At 63.0% G+C, this 14,342-nt stretch carries 11 protein-coding genes and 1 tRNA gene; 6 read left to right on the top strand and 6 right to left on the bottom strand.

The genetic code is table 11. The features are described from left to right. Positions 1–5 precede the first annotated feature (5 nt). Both S101446_RS10100 and S101446_RS10095 read left to right on the top strand, forming a co-directional pair. Complete coding sequence (locus S101446_RS10100; RefSeq protein WP_010511216.1) at positions 6–623, top strand: peroxiredoxin; 618 nt, start codon at positions 6–8, stop codon at positions 621–623. 352 nt (positions 624–975) lie between these two features. Continuing rightward, the gene (locus S101446_RS10095) at positions 976–1,701 is read left to right on the top strand and encodes a CbtA family protein (RefSeq protein ID WP_087608285.1); all 726 of its coding nucleotides are present in this window, start codon (positions 976–978) and stop codon (positions 1,699–1,701) included. On the opposite strand, the gene S101446_RS10090 is transcribed toward S101446_RS10095, so the two are convergent. Next, on the bottom strand, positions 1,692–2,885 hold the full coding sequence (locus S101446_RS10090) for an extracellular solute-binding protein (RefSeq protein ID WP_087608284.1): 1,194 nt from the start codon (positions 2,883–2,885) through the stop codon (positions 1,692–1,694). The two genes, S101446_RS10095 and S101446_RS10090, sit on opposite strands and share 10 nt — an antisense overlap. 243 nt (positions 2,886–3,128) lie before the next feature. Here S101446_RS10090 and S101446_RS10085 point away from each other — a divergent pair, with 243 nt between their 5' ends. The 4 genes from S101446_RS10085 to S101446_RS10070 all read left to right on the top strand — a co-directional run bounded on the left by S101446_RS10085 (position 3,129) and on the right by S101446_RS10070 (position 8,941). Continuing rightward, positions 3,129–4,247, top strand: a complete 1,119-nt coding sequence (locus tag S101446_RS10085; protein WP_244184162.1) for a lysophospholipid acyltransferase family protein — start codon at positions 3,129–3,131, stop codon at positions 4,245–4,247. A 153-nt stretch (positions 4,248–4,400) separates the two neighbouring features. Then, positions 4,401–6,638, top strand: a complete 2,238-nt coding sequence (locus S101446_RS10080; protein ID WP_087608282.1) for an EAL domain-containing protein — start codon at positions 4,401–4,403, stop codon at positions 6,636–6,638. Between the two features lie 123 nt (positions 6,639–6,761). Continuing rightward, positions 6,762–8,495, top strand: a complete 1,734-nt coding sequence (locus S101446_RS10075) for a putative bifunctional diguanylate cyclase/phosphodiesterase (RefSeq protein WP_019085986.1) — start codon at positions 6,762–6,764, stop codon at positions 8,493–8,495. Further along, the gene (locus S101446_RS10070; RefSeq protein WP_048849279.1) at positions 8,492–8,941 is read left to right on the top strand and encodes a hypothetical protein; all 450 of its coding nucleotides are present in this window, start codon (positions 8,492–8,494) and stop codon (positions 8,939–8,941) included. The genes S101446_RS10075 and S101446_RS10070 overlap by 4 nt, the downstream gene beginning before the upstream one ends. A gap of 80 nt (positions 8,942–9,021) precedes the next feature. On the opposite strand, the gene S101446_RS10065 is transcribed toward S101446_RS10070, so the two are convergent. From S101446_RS10065 to S101446_RS10045, 5 genes are all read right to left on the bottom strand, one after another. Further along, positions 9,022–10,152 (bottom strand): AGE family epimerase/isomerase, encoded by a 1,131-nt coding sequence (locus tag S101446_RS10065; RefSeq protein ID WP_087608281.1) that lies wholly within the window; start codon positions 10,150–10,152, stop codon positions 9,022–9,024. Beyond that, complete coding sequence (gene rfaE1, locus S101446_RS10060) at positions 10,149–11,609, bottom strand: D-glycero-beta-D-manno-heptose-7-phosphate kinase (RefSeq protein ID WP_087608280.1); 1,461 nt, start codon at positions 11,607–11,609, stop codon at positions 10,149–10,151. Before rfaE1 ends, S101446_RS10065 begins: the two co-directional genes overlap by 4 nt. Positions 11,610–11,928: 319 nt before the next feature. Next, positions 11,929–12,003 (bottom strand) — tRNA-Thr (locus S101446_RS10055). Between the two features lie 98 nt (positions 12,004–12,101). Next, entirely contained in the window at positions 12,102–12,515 is a 414-nt protein-coding gene (gene dksA, locus S101446_RS10050; protein WP_010508899.1) for an RNA polymerase-binding protein DksA, read from the bottom strand. A gap of 111 nt (positions 12,516–12,626) precedes the next feature. After that, a complete protein-coding gene (locus S101446_RS10045; protein WP_087608279.1) occupies positions 12,627–14,342 on the bottom strand; it encodes an efflux transporter outer membrane subunit in 1,716 nt (571 codons plus the stop codon).

Here is a 14,342-nt window from a genome sequence, read left to right as displayed (position 1 = left end):
GACACATGAGGTATTTTTACAGGCGTTCACGCTGGTCCCTGCCGGGACTGTGCCTGCCGCTGGTCGGTGTCATGGCATTTGCCGGCTTTGTCTGCTTTTCCCCCGCGCGTGCGGCCCTGCCGGTTGGCAGCCAGGCCCCGATGTTTGATGCGCAGGCCACCACCAACGGCAGCGAGTTCGATTTCCGCCTGGCCGATGCGCTGCGGCAGGGGCCGGTGGTGCTGTATTTCTACCCCGCCGCCTTTACCCGTGGCTGCACCATGGAAGCGCATGACTTCGCCAACGCCATGGACCAGTACAAGGCGCTCGGCGCCACCGTCATTGGCGTTTCCACCGATGACATGCACACCCTCGACCGCTTTTCCGTAAGCGAGGGCCATGGTCGTTTCCCCGTCGCGACCGACCCGAAGGGTCAGATCGCAAAGATGTATGACAGCCACCTGCCGCTGGTGAACCGCGCCAGCCGTACGTCCTATGTCATCGCCCCCGATGGCAAGGTGATCTACGCCTACAGCGCCCTGTCGCCCAAGGGGCATGTCAGCGGAACGCTGGATGCGCTGAAGCAGTGGCGCGCGGCGCAGGGCAACGCCAGCAAGGTCACGCTGCCTGCAAAGCCCCAGTAAAAGCCGATTTCAAAATAATATCCTGATAAAGATAAAAGTTTTCGGGTGCTGCCTTTTTTGAAAAAAGCTTCACCAGAAACCTTTTATAATTTCAGATGGATTTCTGAAGTCGTCCTTAAGACCGCAATATTGACTTACGTTCCCCGCACGGTATTGACTGGCCTTTCCGTATCCGTGGGGAGAAGCCGGTGGGATTCCGGCACGGTCGCGCCACTGTACACCGCAGCCCCTGCGGAAGTCAGACCTCCCGGCGGATAGAGCTTCATTCCGTTACGGGACGCGCTTTCCCGACAGGAGATCTGACCCTCATGTCCTTCATTCCTTTCCCCTGGCTGCATCGGGATATGCCCTGATGGCCGGACGCCTTCTGCTGCGTGGCATGCTGGCGGGCATTGCCGCGGCCGCCCTTGCATTCCTGTTTGCCCGTGTATTCGGTGAACCGCAGGTCAACCTTGCCATTGCGTTCGAATCCGCCATGGATGCGGCATCGGGTGAGCCACCGGAACCCGAACTGGTCAGCCGGGGCGTGCAGGCATCTCTTGGGCTGTTGACGGCTGCCGTCATGTATGGTGCGGCCTATGGCGGACTGTTTGCGCTGGTATTCTCGCTGGCATACGGGCGCATCGGCCGTTTTTCGCCGCGCATGCTGTCCATGCTGCTGGCGGGGGCGGGATTCCTGGCCGTGGTGCTGGTGCCGGACCTGAAATACCCCGCCAATCCCCCGGCGGTGGGGCAGCCGGAAACCATTGGCCTGCGCACGACCGCCTATTTTGAAATGGTCGTCTTTTCGCTGTGCGCGCTGACGCTGGCGGTCCTGTCAGGCCGCGCATTGGCCGCGCGCCTTGGCAACTGGGGCGCGACGCTCTGCGGCGGGGCGGTATTCGTGGTGCTGGTGGCGCTGCTGCAATGGGCGCTGCCCGATATCAGCGAAGTGCCGGACAATTTCCCCGCCACCCTGCTGTGGCGCTTCCGCGAGGCCGCCCTTGGCATGCAGATCGTGCTGTGGGGCAGCCTCGGGCTGGTCTTCGGCATGATGGCCGACCGGCTGCTGGGACGCGGCATGCCCCGTTACGGCTGATCCGGCGTATCATCCCCATCGTGCCCGCCGCCGATTCTGTCCGGCGTGGGGGCGGCGGTGGAGGTGTCTTCCTTCATGACCCTGTCCCATATCGCGTGCAGCCTGGCGTCCATGGCGTCATCAAGTACGGGAAAGGGATGGCTCGCCGCGATATAGGCAGGCTGCTGGTCCCAGTGCAGGGCGGCTTTCGTATCGGCATCCAGCGGCGCGTTGGTATTGGCGGGCATGCCCCAGAAACATGATGACGTGGCCAGCCGCGCCTGTGCCGCGGGCGTGCGCAGGTATTGCGCGAACGCCAGCGCCAGTGCCTTGCGCTGCGAGGCCTCGATGATCGAGATGCCATGCTGCCACCGGATGCCGCCTTGCCGGGGCAGGGTGAATGTCAGGTCCGGCCGCTGTTTCGGGGTATCGGGCTGCGCCGTGGGCGTGCTGACCGTGCCGCCTTCGCCCACGCCCGCCGTGGTCCATGCGCCGCCGCCTACGACAATATCCACCACGCCATCGGCCAGCGCCTGCTGCACGCTGGCGCTGTCGCCCACCAGTGTCGCATTGGCGCGCAGGGCCGCAAGCCTGTCCTGCAATGCAGGCAGGTCGGCATCCGTCAGACGCGCGGGATCAAGCCCCAGCGCCAGGGCGACATAGGACAGGATGGGCAGGTAACTGTCATAAATCGCGATATGCCCGTGATAACGCGGCTGCCACACCGCGTTGATGTCCTGCATGTCCTGCGCGCTGACATGGGACTGATTGAAGGCAACTGCGTGAAAGCCGTATTTTTCCGGCACGGAATACAGCAGTCCCTGGTATGAACCGGCGGCCGCGCTGGCAATGGCGGGGGGAATGCCATCCGACGGAAAATCCGCAGGATCCAGCGGCGCCAGCAGGCCGGCGGCGGCCAGTTGCGGGGCGGCGGTTTCCTCCAGGATCACAACGTCCCAGTCACCCGCCTGCGACTGGCGCAGGATGTTTCGGGCGCTGGCGGTGCTGTCGATATCCTTGAAATGGACCCGTACCTTGTTGGCCTGTTCAAAGGGGCCGAGCAGTTCCGGGTCTTCATGGTCACACCATGTCAGCACGTTCAGCACATCATCCGCCGCCCGTGTCGGGCCGGGCTGGATGGCTGCAAGGATGATGAAGGCGGTCGTGGCGGCAGCAAGGGAGCCGCGACGGCTGCATGCGGACATAAGGGACAACTCCTGAAGGACAGGGCCCCAACATGGACGGGTATGCACGATGGGTCCAGTCAGGAAGGATTACAGAGGCGGCGGACAGGCCGCATGGCACGTATATATATCCATGCACCCATAATATGACCGTATGATGAAAGGCTTGATGCACGCTGCGTCGTTGCGTGCAGGACACGCCCCGTGCCTTGCACGCTTTCGCCATATTGTCCCGCGCCATCAGGTGGGGCTATGGATAGGCGCATGATCGCCGATTTCATCCGCCGTCTTATCCGGCGTCGCGCCCCACAGCCTGTGTCCCGGTCCACGTCACGCGCCGCCCGTCCGGTGATCGCGCCGCAGCCCGGATCGGTCGCGGAACGGGATATCGCCAACACAACGGTCATGTCGTCGGGACGGATACGTGCCTGTGCCCGGACCGCGCGCGGGGTGGGCCGCCTGGCCGCCATTACCGTGTGGGTGCCGCTGTCGGTCGGGTTCGAGGCGGTGCTGCTGCTGGTGCCCGGTACGGCCAAGATCCGGTGGACGCGCATGGTCTGGGGCGGCCTGTGCCTGCTCCTGTCGCTGCGCATCCGCGTGGTGGGACGCAGGGCCGGCGGCGTGGGGGGCAAGCGCGCACGGCAGGAAGGCGAACGCCCGGTGATCTATGTGTCCAACCATTCATCATGGCTGGATGTGCCGGTGCTGGGCACGGTGCTGCCATCCAATTTCGTGGCCAAGGGCGATATCGAGGGCTGGCCCATCATGGGACTCGTCTCGCGCATTGGCCGGACCATATTCGTCAGCCGCCAGCGCAGCACCACCGGCCGCGAGCGTGACGAAATGCTGCACCGCCTGATGGTGGAAGGCGACAACCTGATCCTGTTCCCCGAAGGCACGTCGTCCGACGGGTCGCGGGTGCTGCCATTCCTGTCGGCCTTTTTCGCCATTGCCAAGCCGCCGCGCCTGCCACCGGGCAAGGGGCCGGTGGAACCGGAAAGCGAGGCGGAAGCCATCGCGGCACGTCCCGGCATGACGCCGCTGATCCAGCCGGTATCGGTGGTGTATGACCAGCTGGAAGGCGTGCCGGTCAACCGTGCGCGCCGCCCGGTCTTTGCCTGGTATGGCGACATGGAACTGGGGCCGCATGTGTGGCAACTGGTCAAGTGGCGTTCGATGCGTGCGACCGTCCTGCTGCACGCGCCGCTGGATCCGAATGATTTTCCCAGCCGCAAGGCGCTGGCGCAGGCGACATGGCGGGCGGTGGCCGCAGGGGCCGCCGAACTGCGCCAGAACCAGCCGCAGCCGGAAAGCGAAACCGCGTATGCCTGCCGTCCGCTGGCGGGCCTGTTGCCACAGGATCTTGAACGGAACCGGAACTGAGGGCTTTGTGTCAAGATTGAGGCATGTCATGTTTCCCCTGTCCCTTAACCCGTAGGGTAGCCCCCCAATCGACGGTCCCGGTGGTGTCTGCCACTGTATAGGGCTGGTCTGTCCGGCATGGTACTGCAAGCGTGCCTGCCACGATCAGGAAAAGTGATCTCACATGGCGCGACGGGTCGTGCCAACGTTCTGGAGTTTACGGTGGATCAGCCGAAGATAAGCGCCGATGTCCTGCTGTCCGCAATGGAGCAGGCCATTGATCCCATGGTCGTGATTGATGAGCACAACTGCATCATCTTCTTCAATGCCGCGGCCGAGCGGATATGGGGCCTGCCGCGTGCACAGGTCATGGGACAGAATGTCAGCTGCCTTGTGCCACAGGCGGACCGTGCGCAGCATGACAGCTATATCGACCGTAACCGCGAGACGGGCGTAGGCCGCATTGTCGGCACATCGCGTGAGGTGGAATTCCGCCGCGCCAATGGCGAATCTGTCTGCGGTGAACTGTCGATTTCGCGCGTGCAGGTGGGTGAGACAGGCAGGATCTACTACATCGCCGTCATGAAGGACGTGACGGAACAGAGCCGCCAGCGCAAAATCCTGATCCTGCAGAACGAAGTGCTCCAGTCGCTTGCGTCCGACGTGACCCTGCAGGAGGTGGGCGATCGGCTGTGCCGCCGCGTGGACGGTTTCGTGCCCGGTGGGGTGGCGGCGCTCATCATGTTTGACAGCGCGCACAAGGTCAGCGTCACGTCTTCCCCCGGCATGCCCAACCGCTACCGCACGGCGCTGGACAGCATGCAACTGACACCCGAACAGACCGACGCGCTGCGCACTGCGCCCGGCAACAGCAATGCCGTGGTATGGGATGGGTATTCCTCCCTTGCCCGTTCACTGGGGCTGGAGCGGTGCTGCTCTTCCGCCATCATTTCCCGCACGGGACAGGTCATGGGTGTGTTCGCCGTGTACCTGCGTGATGACGATCCCTCGCTGGCATGGCCCGAACGGGTGGTTTCGACCTGCATGCCCCTGTGCGCGCTGGCGATCGAACAGAACCAGACGCGCCAGCACATTGCCCAGCTGTCCAATTTCGACAGCCTGACCGGACTGCTGAACCGTACGTCGCTGCATAATGTCATCGAACGCCTGATCATGCGGGGCGGGGACAGTCAGTTCTCGCTGTTCATGGTGGATATCGACCGTTTCCGCGATATCAACGACGCGCTGGGCCATGTGAATGCCGACCGTTTCCTGATCGAGATCGGTCGCCGCATCCGCGCACTGGTCAATGACGAATATATCGTCAGCCGTTCGGGTGGGGATGAATTCATCATTGTCGTGCCCGACTGTTCGCACAGGCGTGCGGAGCAGTTTGCCGAAAACCTGATCAATTCAATCGCCAAGCCCCTGCAGGTGGGTGAGAATACGCTGAGCATTTCGTGCTGTGTCGGCATCAGCACCTTCCCCGAAAACGGACCGGACAGCGAATCCCTGCTCAGCCTGGCCGATGCCGCAGCCCGGCAGGCGAAGGAGGACGGGCGTGGCCTGTACCGCTTCGCCGGGCATGAAAAGAACCAGGTGGCGCAGGAACGGCTGATGCTTGGCTCCGCGCTGCGGGACTCGCTGGCCAAGGGTATGCTGAGGCTGCATTACCAGCCGCAGGTGGAAACCATGACCGGGGGCCTGTACGGCGTCGAGGCCCTGTCGCGGTGGCATCATCCCACACTGGGCAACATCTATCCGTCCCGCTTCATCGCGGTGGCGGAGGATACGGGGCAGATCGAGGCCATTGGCCGGTGGTCGCTACAGGAAGCCTGTAGGCAGATGGTGAAATGGGACCGTGACGGGGTGCATGTGCCCACGGTTGCGGTCAACCTGTCAGCAGTGCATTTCCGCAACCGCGCGCTGCCGGAATATATCAACAACCTGCTGAAGCACCATGACCTGACGCCGGACCGCCTGACGGTGGAAATCACCGAAAGCGTGATGATGGACAACAGCAGTGATACCGAAGAAGTGCTGTACGCCATCCGCAAGCTGGATGTCGGGCTGTCGATGGATGATTTCGGCACGGGGTATTCGTCGCTGTCGCGGCTGACGCGCCTGCCGCTGACGGAAATCAAGATCGACCGCAGCTTCATCAATGATTTCGAGCATGACACCAACGCGCAGGCCGTGACCATGGCGGTGATCGGCATCGGGTCGCGCCTGGGCATGACGGTGGTGACCGAAGGGGTCGAGACCGAGCAGCAGTGGCGCCTGCTGGAGGAACTGCATTGTGATGTGATGCAGGGTTATCTGTTCGCGAAACCCCTGCCGCCGGAGGAACTGGAAAAATGGTTCCGTGAGCGACAGGAACGTGGTTCGTTCCTTATCCCGACCAAGGTGTAATATGATGTGGTCTCTGGTCTGGCGTGGGCGCATGGGTGTATCATGCAGCGCTTCGGTCCTGTTGCCGGGCTGATTTCATGAAGCATTCTGTTCTGTTTTTTATTGTAGGTTCCAGGCGGGAATATGGCATTGCAACACGATGATCGGCTGCGGGCACTGACACATCAGGATGCTGATTTCTGGGCCGACCTGGTTGACAGTGTCCTGATCGTCGCCATTACCGACACACAGGGGGTCATTACCTATGTGAATGACCGTTTTTGTGAAATCAGTCAGTACTCGCGGGCGGAACTGATCGGTTCCACACACCGGATCGTCAATTCCGGCTATCATGACGCCGATTTCTTCCGGGACCTGTACCGTACCATCGAGGCGGGCGAACTGTGGCAGGGCAATATCTGCAACCGTGCCAAGGATGGATCGCTGTACTGGGTAGCGACCACCATCATCCCCAAAAAGGACAGGCAGGGCCGGATACAGGGCTATGTCGCCAGCCGGTTCGAGATTACCGAACTGATGAACACCCGTGACCGTCTGTGTGAACTGGCGGAAACGGATACGCTGACCGGTCTGCTCAACCGTGGCGGTTTCAATACCGCGCTGGCAGATGAAATCGCGCGCTGCCGTGAATCAGGCGGTGGTGGGGCACCCCAGCCCGCGCTGGCCATGTTCGACCTTGATGGCTTCAAGCAGATCAATGACGTGCATGGTCACCATGCGGGTGACATCGTGCTGCGCGCCATTGCCTCGCGCCTGATTGAAATGACCCACCCCGATGACCCTGTCAGCCGCCTGGGCGGGGATGAGTTCGCGGTGATCCTGCACCGCACGCTGGAGGACGTATCGCTGGAGCGGTACATGGACCGCCTGCAGGGCGTGCTGGAACGTCCCATTGACATCGAAACGGTGACCGTAAGCGTTGCGGGCAGTATCGGCGCGGTGCTGCTCGATGGCACCGACACGATGGAAGACGTGCAGAAAAACGCCGACATGGCGATGTACGCCGCCAAGCGTGCGGGCGGCAAGCAGTCCCAGATGTTCACCCGCAACCTGCGCGAGCGCGCGCAGGCCCGTGTCTCCATCCTGAGCGAGGCGCGGTGCGGTGTCGAACGCAACCAGTTCGAGGTCTATTACCAGCCGATCCTGAACTGCCGCACGCTTGAAGTGGACCAGATCGAGGCACTGCTGCGCTGGCAGCACCCCGAGCGCGGCCTGCTGGCGGCGGAGGACTTTTCCGACGTGTTCACCGATGCCGGCCTGGCGCAGGCCATGGGTCCACGCATGATCGAGGCCTTCCGCCATGACGTGTGCATGTGGAACGAGAAGGGCCAGCCCCCGCGCCAGCTTGCCATCAACCTGTCGCGCATGGACCTGATCCGTGATGACTACCAGCGTGAACTGGAGGAATCGCTCAGGCGTTTCAATATGTCCCCGGACAGCTTCGTGCTGGAAGTGACCGAGGCGATGCTGCATGGCCGCCGGGCGGATCAGGGGATCCGCAACCTGCGCGAACTGGCGCGTTCGGGTTTCCGCATTGCGCTGGATAATTTCGGCAAGGGGATTACCGTGCTGAACCACCTGCGCGAACTGCCCTTTTCACAGGTCAAGATCGACCAGAGCATGGTCGCCAACATCGTGGGCAATCCCGATGCCTGCATGGTCCTGTCCAGCCTGATCGACATGGGGCAGGGTTTCGGGATGGAAATTACGGTCGAAGGGGTCGAAAACCGCGAACAGTTCGATCTGGTCATGCAGATGAAGCCGGAGCGGATACAGGGCTTCTATATTTCCTCCGCCCTGTCATCGCAGGATATCCTCAAGCTGCCATCGCATTTTGAAGGGGTCGCCCGCGCATGACCGGTACCCCCCGTACCGTGGCTGCCCGGATTGGTGATGACCTGCCGCGCATTGATGTGATCGAACTGGCCAATACGCGGCGCATCATGCATGCCGAACGGCATAATGACGGGTCGCGCATGCCCATGTTCATTCCCACGGCGGCATGGGCGAAACTGCTGGAACTGCACTGCACCGGTGACGACACGCCCCAGCACCCGCGCCTTGCCCCGTCACGTGTGATGGAAGGGCTGGAACGCGCGCTGGGCCGTCTCATGACAGCGGTGGCGCGTCATGATGCCACCGATGATGAACCCCTGCGCCCGGCCTATGTCGTGACATCCGACCTGTTTGGCGCGGAAGGCCCGGTGGATATCCGCATGGTGGTGGACCGCACGACCGGGGTTGCCTGCATGCTGGCGGGACCGCCCGCGGATATCGCGGCCCTTGGGCTGGATAATCTGTAACCGGGGAAGTTTTTGGTGAAGCTTTTTTCAAAAAGCTTCAAGGGATGTCGCCTTTTGAAAAAAGCGACATCCGGAAACGTTTATCCAGTGCCCGCCCTGCCGTCGGTCAGGTCGCAGACCGCCCCGTAAATATGGTACAGCGAACTGGCGGGCATATGATCCATGGCCGGTGTCCCGTCCGCGTTCAGGCGGTCGATCCACCCTCCATTCAGGTGGGATGGGATATAATGGGTGGCGAAATGCGCCAGCACACCCGCGATCATGCCCGATGAACCTGTATTCGTTCCAAGGGAGCGCATCAGTTCCGTCTGGGGCCAGATGCGCGTGCCTCCATCCACGACCCGTCCATCCTGCCCTACCGCATTGCGGATGACGGGGGGATGGACGGATGCGGCATGGGCCAGGGCGACCCGATGCAGCCGTTCGGCAACCTGCCGGATGCCGTCCGCATCCCGTGGTGCGCACAGGCGCAGGTATTCATGCAGCAGCCATGACCATTCCAGCAGGTGGCCCGGTTCCGCCCGGTTTTGGCCCGCAGGGTGAAGGGGGCGCCAGTCGGCGGTAAAATCTTCCAGCAGCAGGCCGCTGGCCGGGTCGATGAAGCGCGTAGTGGCCAGCGTGACCAGTCGGGCTGCACGGTCGCGGTAAATATCCTCTCCCGTGGCTTCGAACAGCGCCAGCCACGCTTCCAGCAGGTGCATGTGGGGATTCTGCCGCCGGATGGCGTCTTGGGGCGGCACGGCATCCATGAATCCCGGGCCGGAGGTACGGAAGATGGTCTCCAGTTCTGTCGCGGCGTCTCCCACGCGGCGTCGCAGGCCCGGATCACCCGACAGGCGGTACGCCCATGCATGGGCGTACAGGATGAAGGCATGGGCGTACAGGTCGCGCCGCCGGTCGGCAGGCCGCCCGTCGGGGGCAAGGGAGAAAACCCACCCCGCCGCGTCATCGGCACGGTGATAGCGGTGTTCGACTTCCGCAAGGCAGCGCAGGGCCATCTCACCTGCCGGCGAGTCGCCACGCAGGGCCGCGCGGCAATAGGTCGCGATCTGGCGGGCCTGCACCATCAGGCGCAGGGCGGGCAGGGGGATGGGACATCCGTTGAAATCAAGCCGTTCATGGAACAGGGTCCGATCCCTGTCGAACCCGTTTTCAGACCATAGCGGCAGGGCCTGGCGGACAGCCCATGTCTGGAAGTGTTCGGGTGTCACGCCGGGGTATCTGTCCCGGCCCGGCGCTGGCCGCCCGCCTGCCGTACAAGCGATGTGGTTGATCGGCCTGGCATGATGTCAACCAGCACGACACGCCCGCCATTGGCTTTTACGATATCGCCGCCCACGACTTCATCCTCGCGGTAATCCGCACCCTTTACGATGACATCGGGCAGGATCGCGCGGATGGCCTCTTCCGGCGTGTCCTGGTCAAACAGCACGACCAGATCGACATTGCGCAGCGCGCCAATCACGGTGGCCCGTGCGCGTTCATCCTGTATGGGGCGGCTTTCCCCCTTCAGGCGGCGGACGGAGCGATCGGTATTCAGCGCCACGATCAGCTTGTCCCCCTGTGCCGCAGCCTTTTGTATGAGGGCGATATGACCCGGATGCAGCAGGTCGAAACACCCATTGGTAAAGACGACCCGTGCCCCATGGTGCCGCCAGTCCCGCGCCATGGCCGTCGCCTGTTCAAGGGAGACGCATTTTCCCGAATCCGGCATGTCGCGCATCAGTGCGTGGCTGAGTTCGGCGCGCGAAACGGTGGTCGTGCCCAGCTTGCCCACCGCTACGGCAGCGGCCGTATTGGCGATGGTCACCGCCGTTTCCATGGACTGCCCCGCCGACAGGATGGCGGCGACGGTCGCGACCACGCAGTCCCCTGCGCCCGAGACGTCAAAGACCTCGGCCGCCTGGCTGCGCACATGGCTGACCGTCCCGTCATCCTGCCACAGGGTCATGCCTTCTTCCGATCGGGTGACCAGCACGCTGCCACCAAACTGTGTGCCTGCCGCCTGTGCTGCGGCAATGATCTGGTCATCGGTCCGCACCGGCAGGCCGGTGGCCCGGCCCAGTTCCTGCCGGTTGGGCGTGACCAGCGTCGCCCCGCGATAGGCCGCGAAAGACGTGCGCTTGGGATCGACAATGACGGGAATGCCCCGCATGCGGGCACGCGTGATGATTTTTTCCAGCACACCATCATCCAGCACGCCCTTGCCATAATCCGAGCAGATCAGGATGTCGGCCCCGTCTATGGCCGTACAGGCCCTGTCCACCAGTTCAGCCTGTGTGGCGGGATCGGGTGGGTGGGTATCCTCGTTATCAATGCGCACGATCTGCTGGCGGCCGCTCATGACCCGTGTCTTGGTCGTGGTCTGGCGATGGGCGTCGCGTATCAGGCCACGGGTATCGATACGGTCCCACCGTGCAAGGGTCTGGGCCAGACAGGTTGCGTATTCATCCGCCCCCACCAGCCCGACAAGCGAGACGCGCGCGCCCAGTGCCGCGGCATTTGCCGCCACATTGGCTGCCCCGCCCGCTACGGTATCGAGGTGTTCATGCACCAGTACCGGCACGGGGGCCTCGGGGGAGATACGGTCAATCCGGCCGGAAATATAACGGTCCAGTATCACATCGCCCACAATGGCGATGTTTCCGAAATGCATGTTCTCAATCATGGAGGTGCCTACCGTTCCCGTCCCCGCCTGCGGCACTGCTTTAATATGGGGGATCCATGTGCTTCACAAGAACAAGTGGTGCCATCCGCCCTGGCAGCATATGTGGCCACATGCATCCGGTCGAGAGGGGCGCGGGACGGCATGCCTGCATAGGAATGTCTGATTGCCGCAAGGAAGGGACAGCCCGGTCGGGCCGCAGGGGCGGATGGACCCATGCGTCCGGTCGACCATGCAGGCATGGACGGATGCATGACACGCCTTCCACGCCCATGGTCCAGGTGGACCAGAAACATGCAGACCGGAATATGCAGGGAAATCATGGTGCTGCTGGACAGGATTGAACTGTCGACCTCTCCCTTACCAAGGGAGTGCTCTACCACTGAGCTACAGCAGCACTGTATGCGCGCTTCCTAACTTTTCCTGCATCGGCTGGCAACCCCCTTTTGTCGTATTCTGGCAAATTGGGGTCATCCAGCCGGAAGGCAGGAGGCGTCAGTCGTCGCGGTGGATGCGTTCCATGCGTTCGTGGCGTTCCTGTGCCTCGATCGAAAGGGTCGCGATGGGGCGGGCTTCCAGCCGCTTCAGGCCGATGGGTTCGCCCGTTTCCTCGCAATAGCCATAGGTGCCGGCCTCGATGCGCAGCAACGCCTGGTTGATCTTGGAAATCAGCTTGCGCGCCCGGTCGCGCGTGCGCAGTTCCAGCGCACGGTCCGTCTCGACACTGGCGCGGTCGGTGATGTCCGCTTCGTGAATGCCGCCTTCGGACAGGCTGGCAAGCGTCTCGTCCGCTTCCTTGAGGAGGTCCGCGCGCCACTTCAGCAGTTTGAGGCGGAAATATTCCACCTGCTGCGGATTCATGAATTCCTCATCATCCGAAGGGCGGTAATCGGGGGGCAATGTAATCATGATGACAGGTCCCTGCGCCGTGGTTCCGTGTGGCGGCCTGTGCCAATCCAGTCGGGAACGGGGCGGCTTATACTAGCAAGGCGCGTGCGCGCCAAGCCTTTAACGCCGGATTCAGGCCGGTTGGTGCGATGGAGCGGGCGTGGAGGTGGCTGCGGGCGTGGTGGTCGTGGCGGGGGGCTGGGTTGCCTTCGCCTGCTTCGTGCGGGGGGCGGGTTCGGGGTACGTGGTTTCCCAGCCGCCACCCAGTGCGTTGTAAAGACGGACAAGATTGCCCGATATGGTGGCCGTGCTGGTGGTCAGGTCGGATTGCGCGCCCAGATACTGGCGCTGGCTGTCCAGAACATTCAGGTAGGTGACCATCCCGTGGCGGTACTGGTCCTGCGCCAGTTGCAGGGCATGGTGGCTGGCTTCCATGCGCTGCGTCAGGTTGTCATGGCGGACCTGTTCATCGGTATAGGCGGTCAGCGCGTTGTCAATGTCATGCCATGCGCCCAGCACGGTCTGCTGGTAGCTGATGGCGGCTTCCTTCTGCGCCGCCTTGCGCAATTCCAGCTGTCCGCGCAGGCGCCCGCCCTGGAAGATGGGCAGGGTGATGGACGGGCCGACATTCCATGCCTTGGCGTTCCAGAAACCAAGGTCGCGGAAGGACAGGGATTCAAACCCGAACCCGGCATTGATCGTCACGCGCGGATAGAATTCGGCCACGGCCTCGCCCACCTGCGCGGTTGCGGCGTGCAGGTTGGCTTCGGCGCGGCGGATGTCGGGGCGGCGGCGCGCCAGTTCGGACGGCACGCCCACCGGCACGCGCGGCGGGACGGGCGGAATGGCGGAAGCGGTCAGCAGTTCGTCGGACAATGCGCGCGGCGGCTCGCCCATAAGCAGGCTGAGCGCGTTGACCTGGGCCACCAGCTGCTGCTCAAGCTGGGGCAGTTGCGCCAGCGTGTTCTGGTACTGCACGCGGGCCTGTTCCACTTCCATGTCGCTGGCCAGTCCCTTGGCGTAGCGCTGCTGGTTCAGGTCCAGCATGGATCTGGCCACGTCGCGGTTTTCCATGACGATACGCAGCTGTTCCTGCGTGTTGCGCAGGTCCATGTAATCGCGCGCGACTTCGGCCTGGCGTGAAATCAGCATGCCGCGACGGGCTTCGTTCGTGGCCTGCGTCTGGGCGGCGGCGGCTTCGTACTGGCGGCGCACGCGGCCCCACAGGTCCACTTCCCATGTGGCGTCGATGCTGTCGCGCCACTGGTTGAACAGCGGGATCCTGGCCTGTCCGGGTGGTGGCGCATATTGGGAAAATACGGGGTTGTTGCTCAGTTGCGGGTCGCTTTCCACATCCGTTACGATCCGCTGCAGCATCTTGGTGCTGTACTGCTGGCGGGCGTATGACCCCGTGGCGGACATGGCGGGATAGCGTTCGGCACCTGCGATACGCAGTTCCGCGCGGCTTTGTGCCATGCGGTAGGCATAGCGGCGGACATCAAGGTTGTCGGTGGCGACGCGCTGTTCCAGCTTTGTCAGTTCGGGATCGTTGAAGATGGTCCACCACGCGGTATCGGGGTCATCCGACGTGGTCTGACTTGCGACCTGCGCGGGCGTGCCATCCTTGCCGGTCGTGGCGATACGCTTCGGGCCACCGTATTCCTTGGGCGTCCACGGGGTTGGCTTGTGGAAGTTCGGGCCAACCGCGCACCCGGCGGTCATGACCGACAACCCAACCACCGCCGTGCGCCATGAAAATCCCCTACCCACCAACGCGGCCCCCTGTTGTCCCTGAAAACAGTTGATATAAACCTGTATGCCCTTGGCATGGTTTCGCGGCCATGCCAT

It is taken from the genome of Komagataeibacter europaeus, from assembly GCF_002173515.1.
Taxonomy (GTDB): Bacteria; Pseudomonadota; Alphaproteobacteria; order Acetobacterales; family Acetobacteraceae; genus Komagataeibacter; species Komagataeibacter europaeus.
Note: the sequence above shows the minus strand (reverse complement) of the source record. Positions and strands in the feature narration are given on the sequence as shown.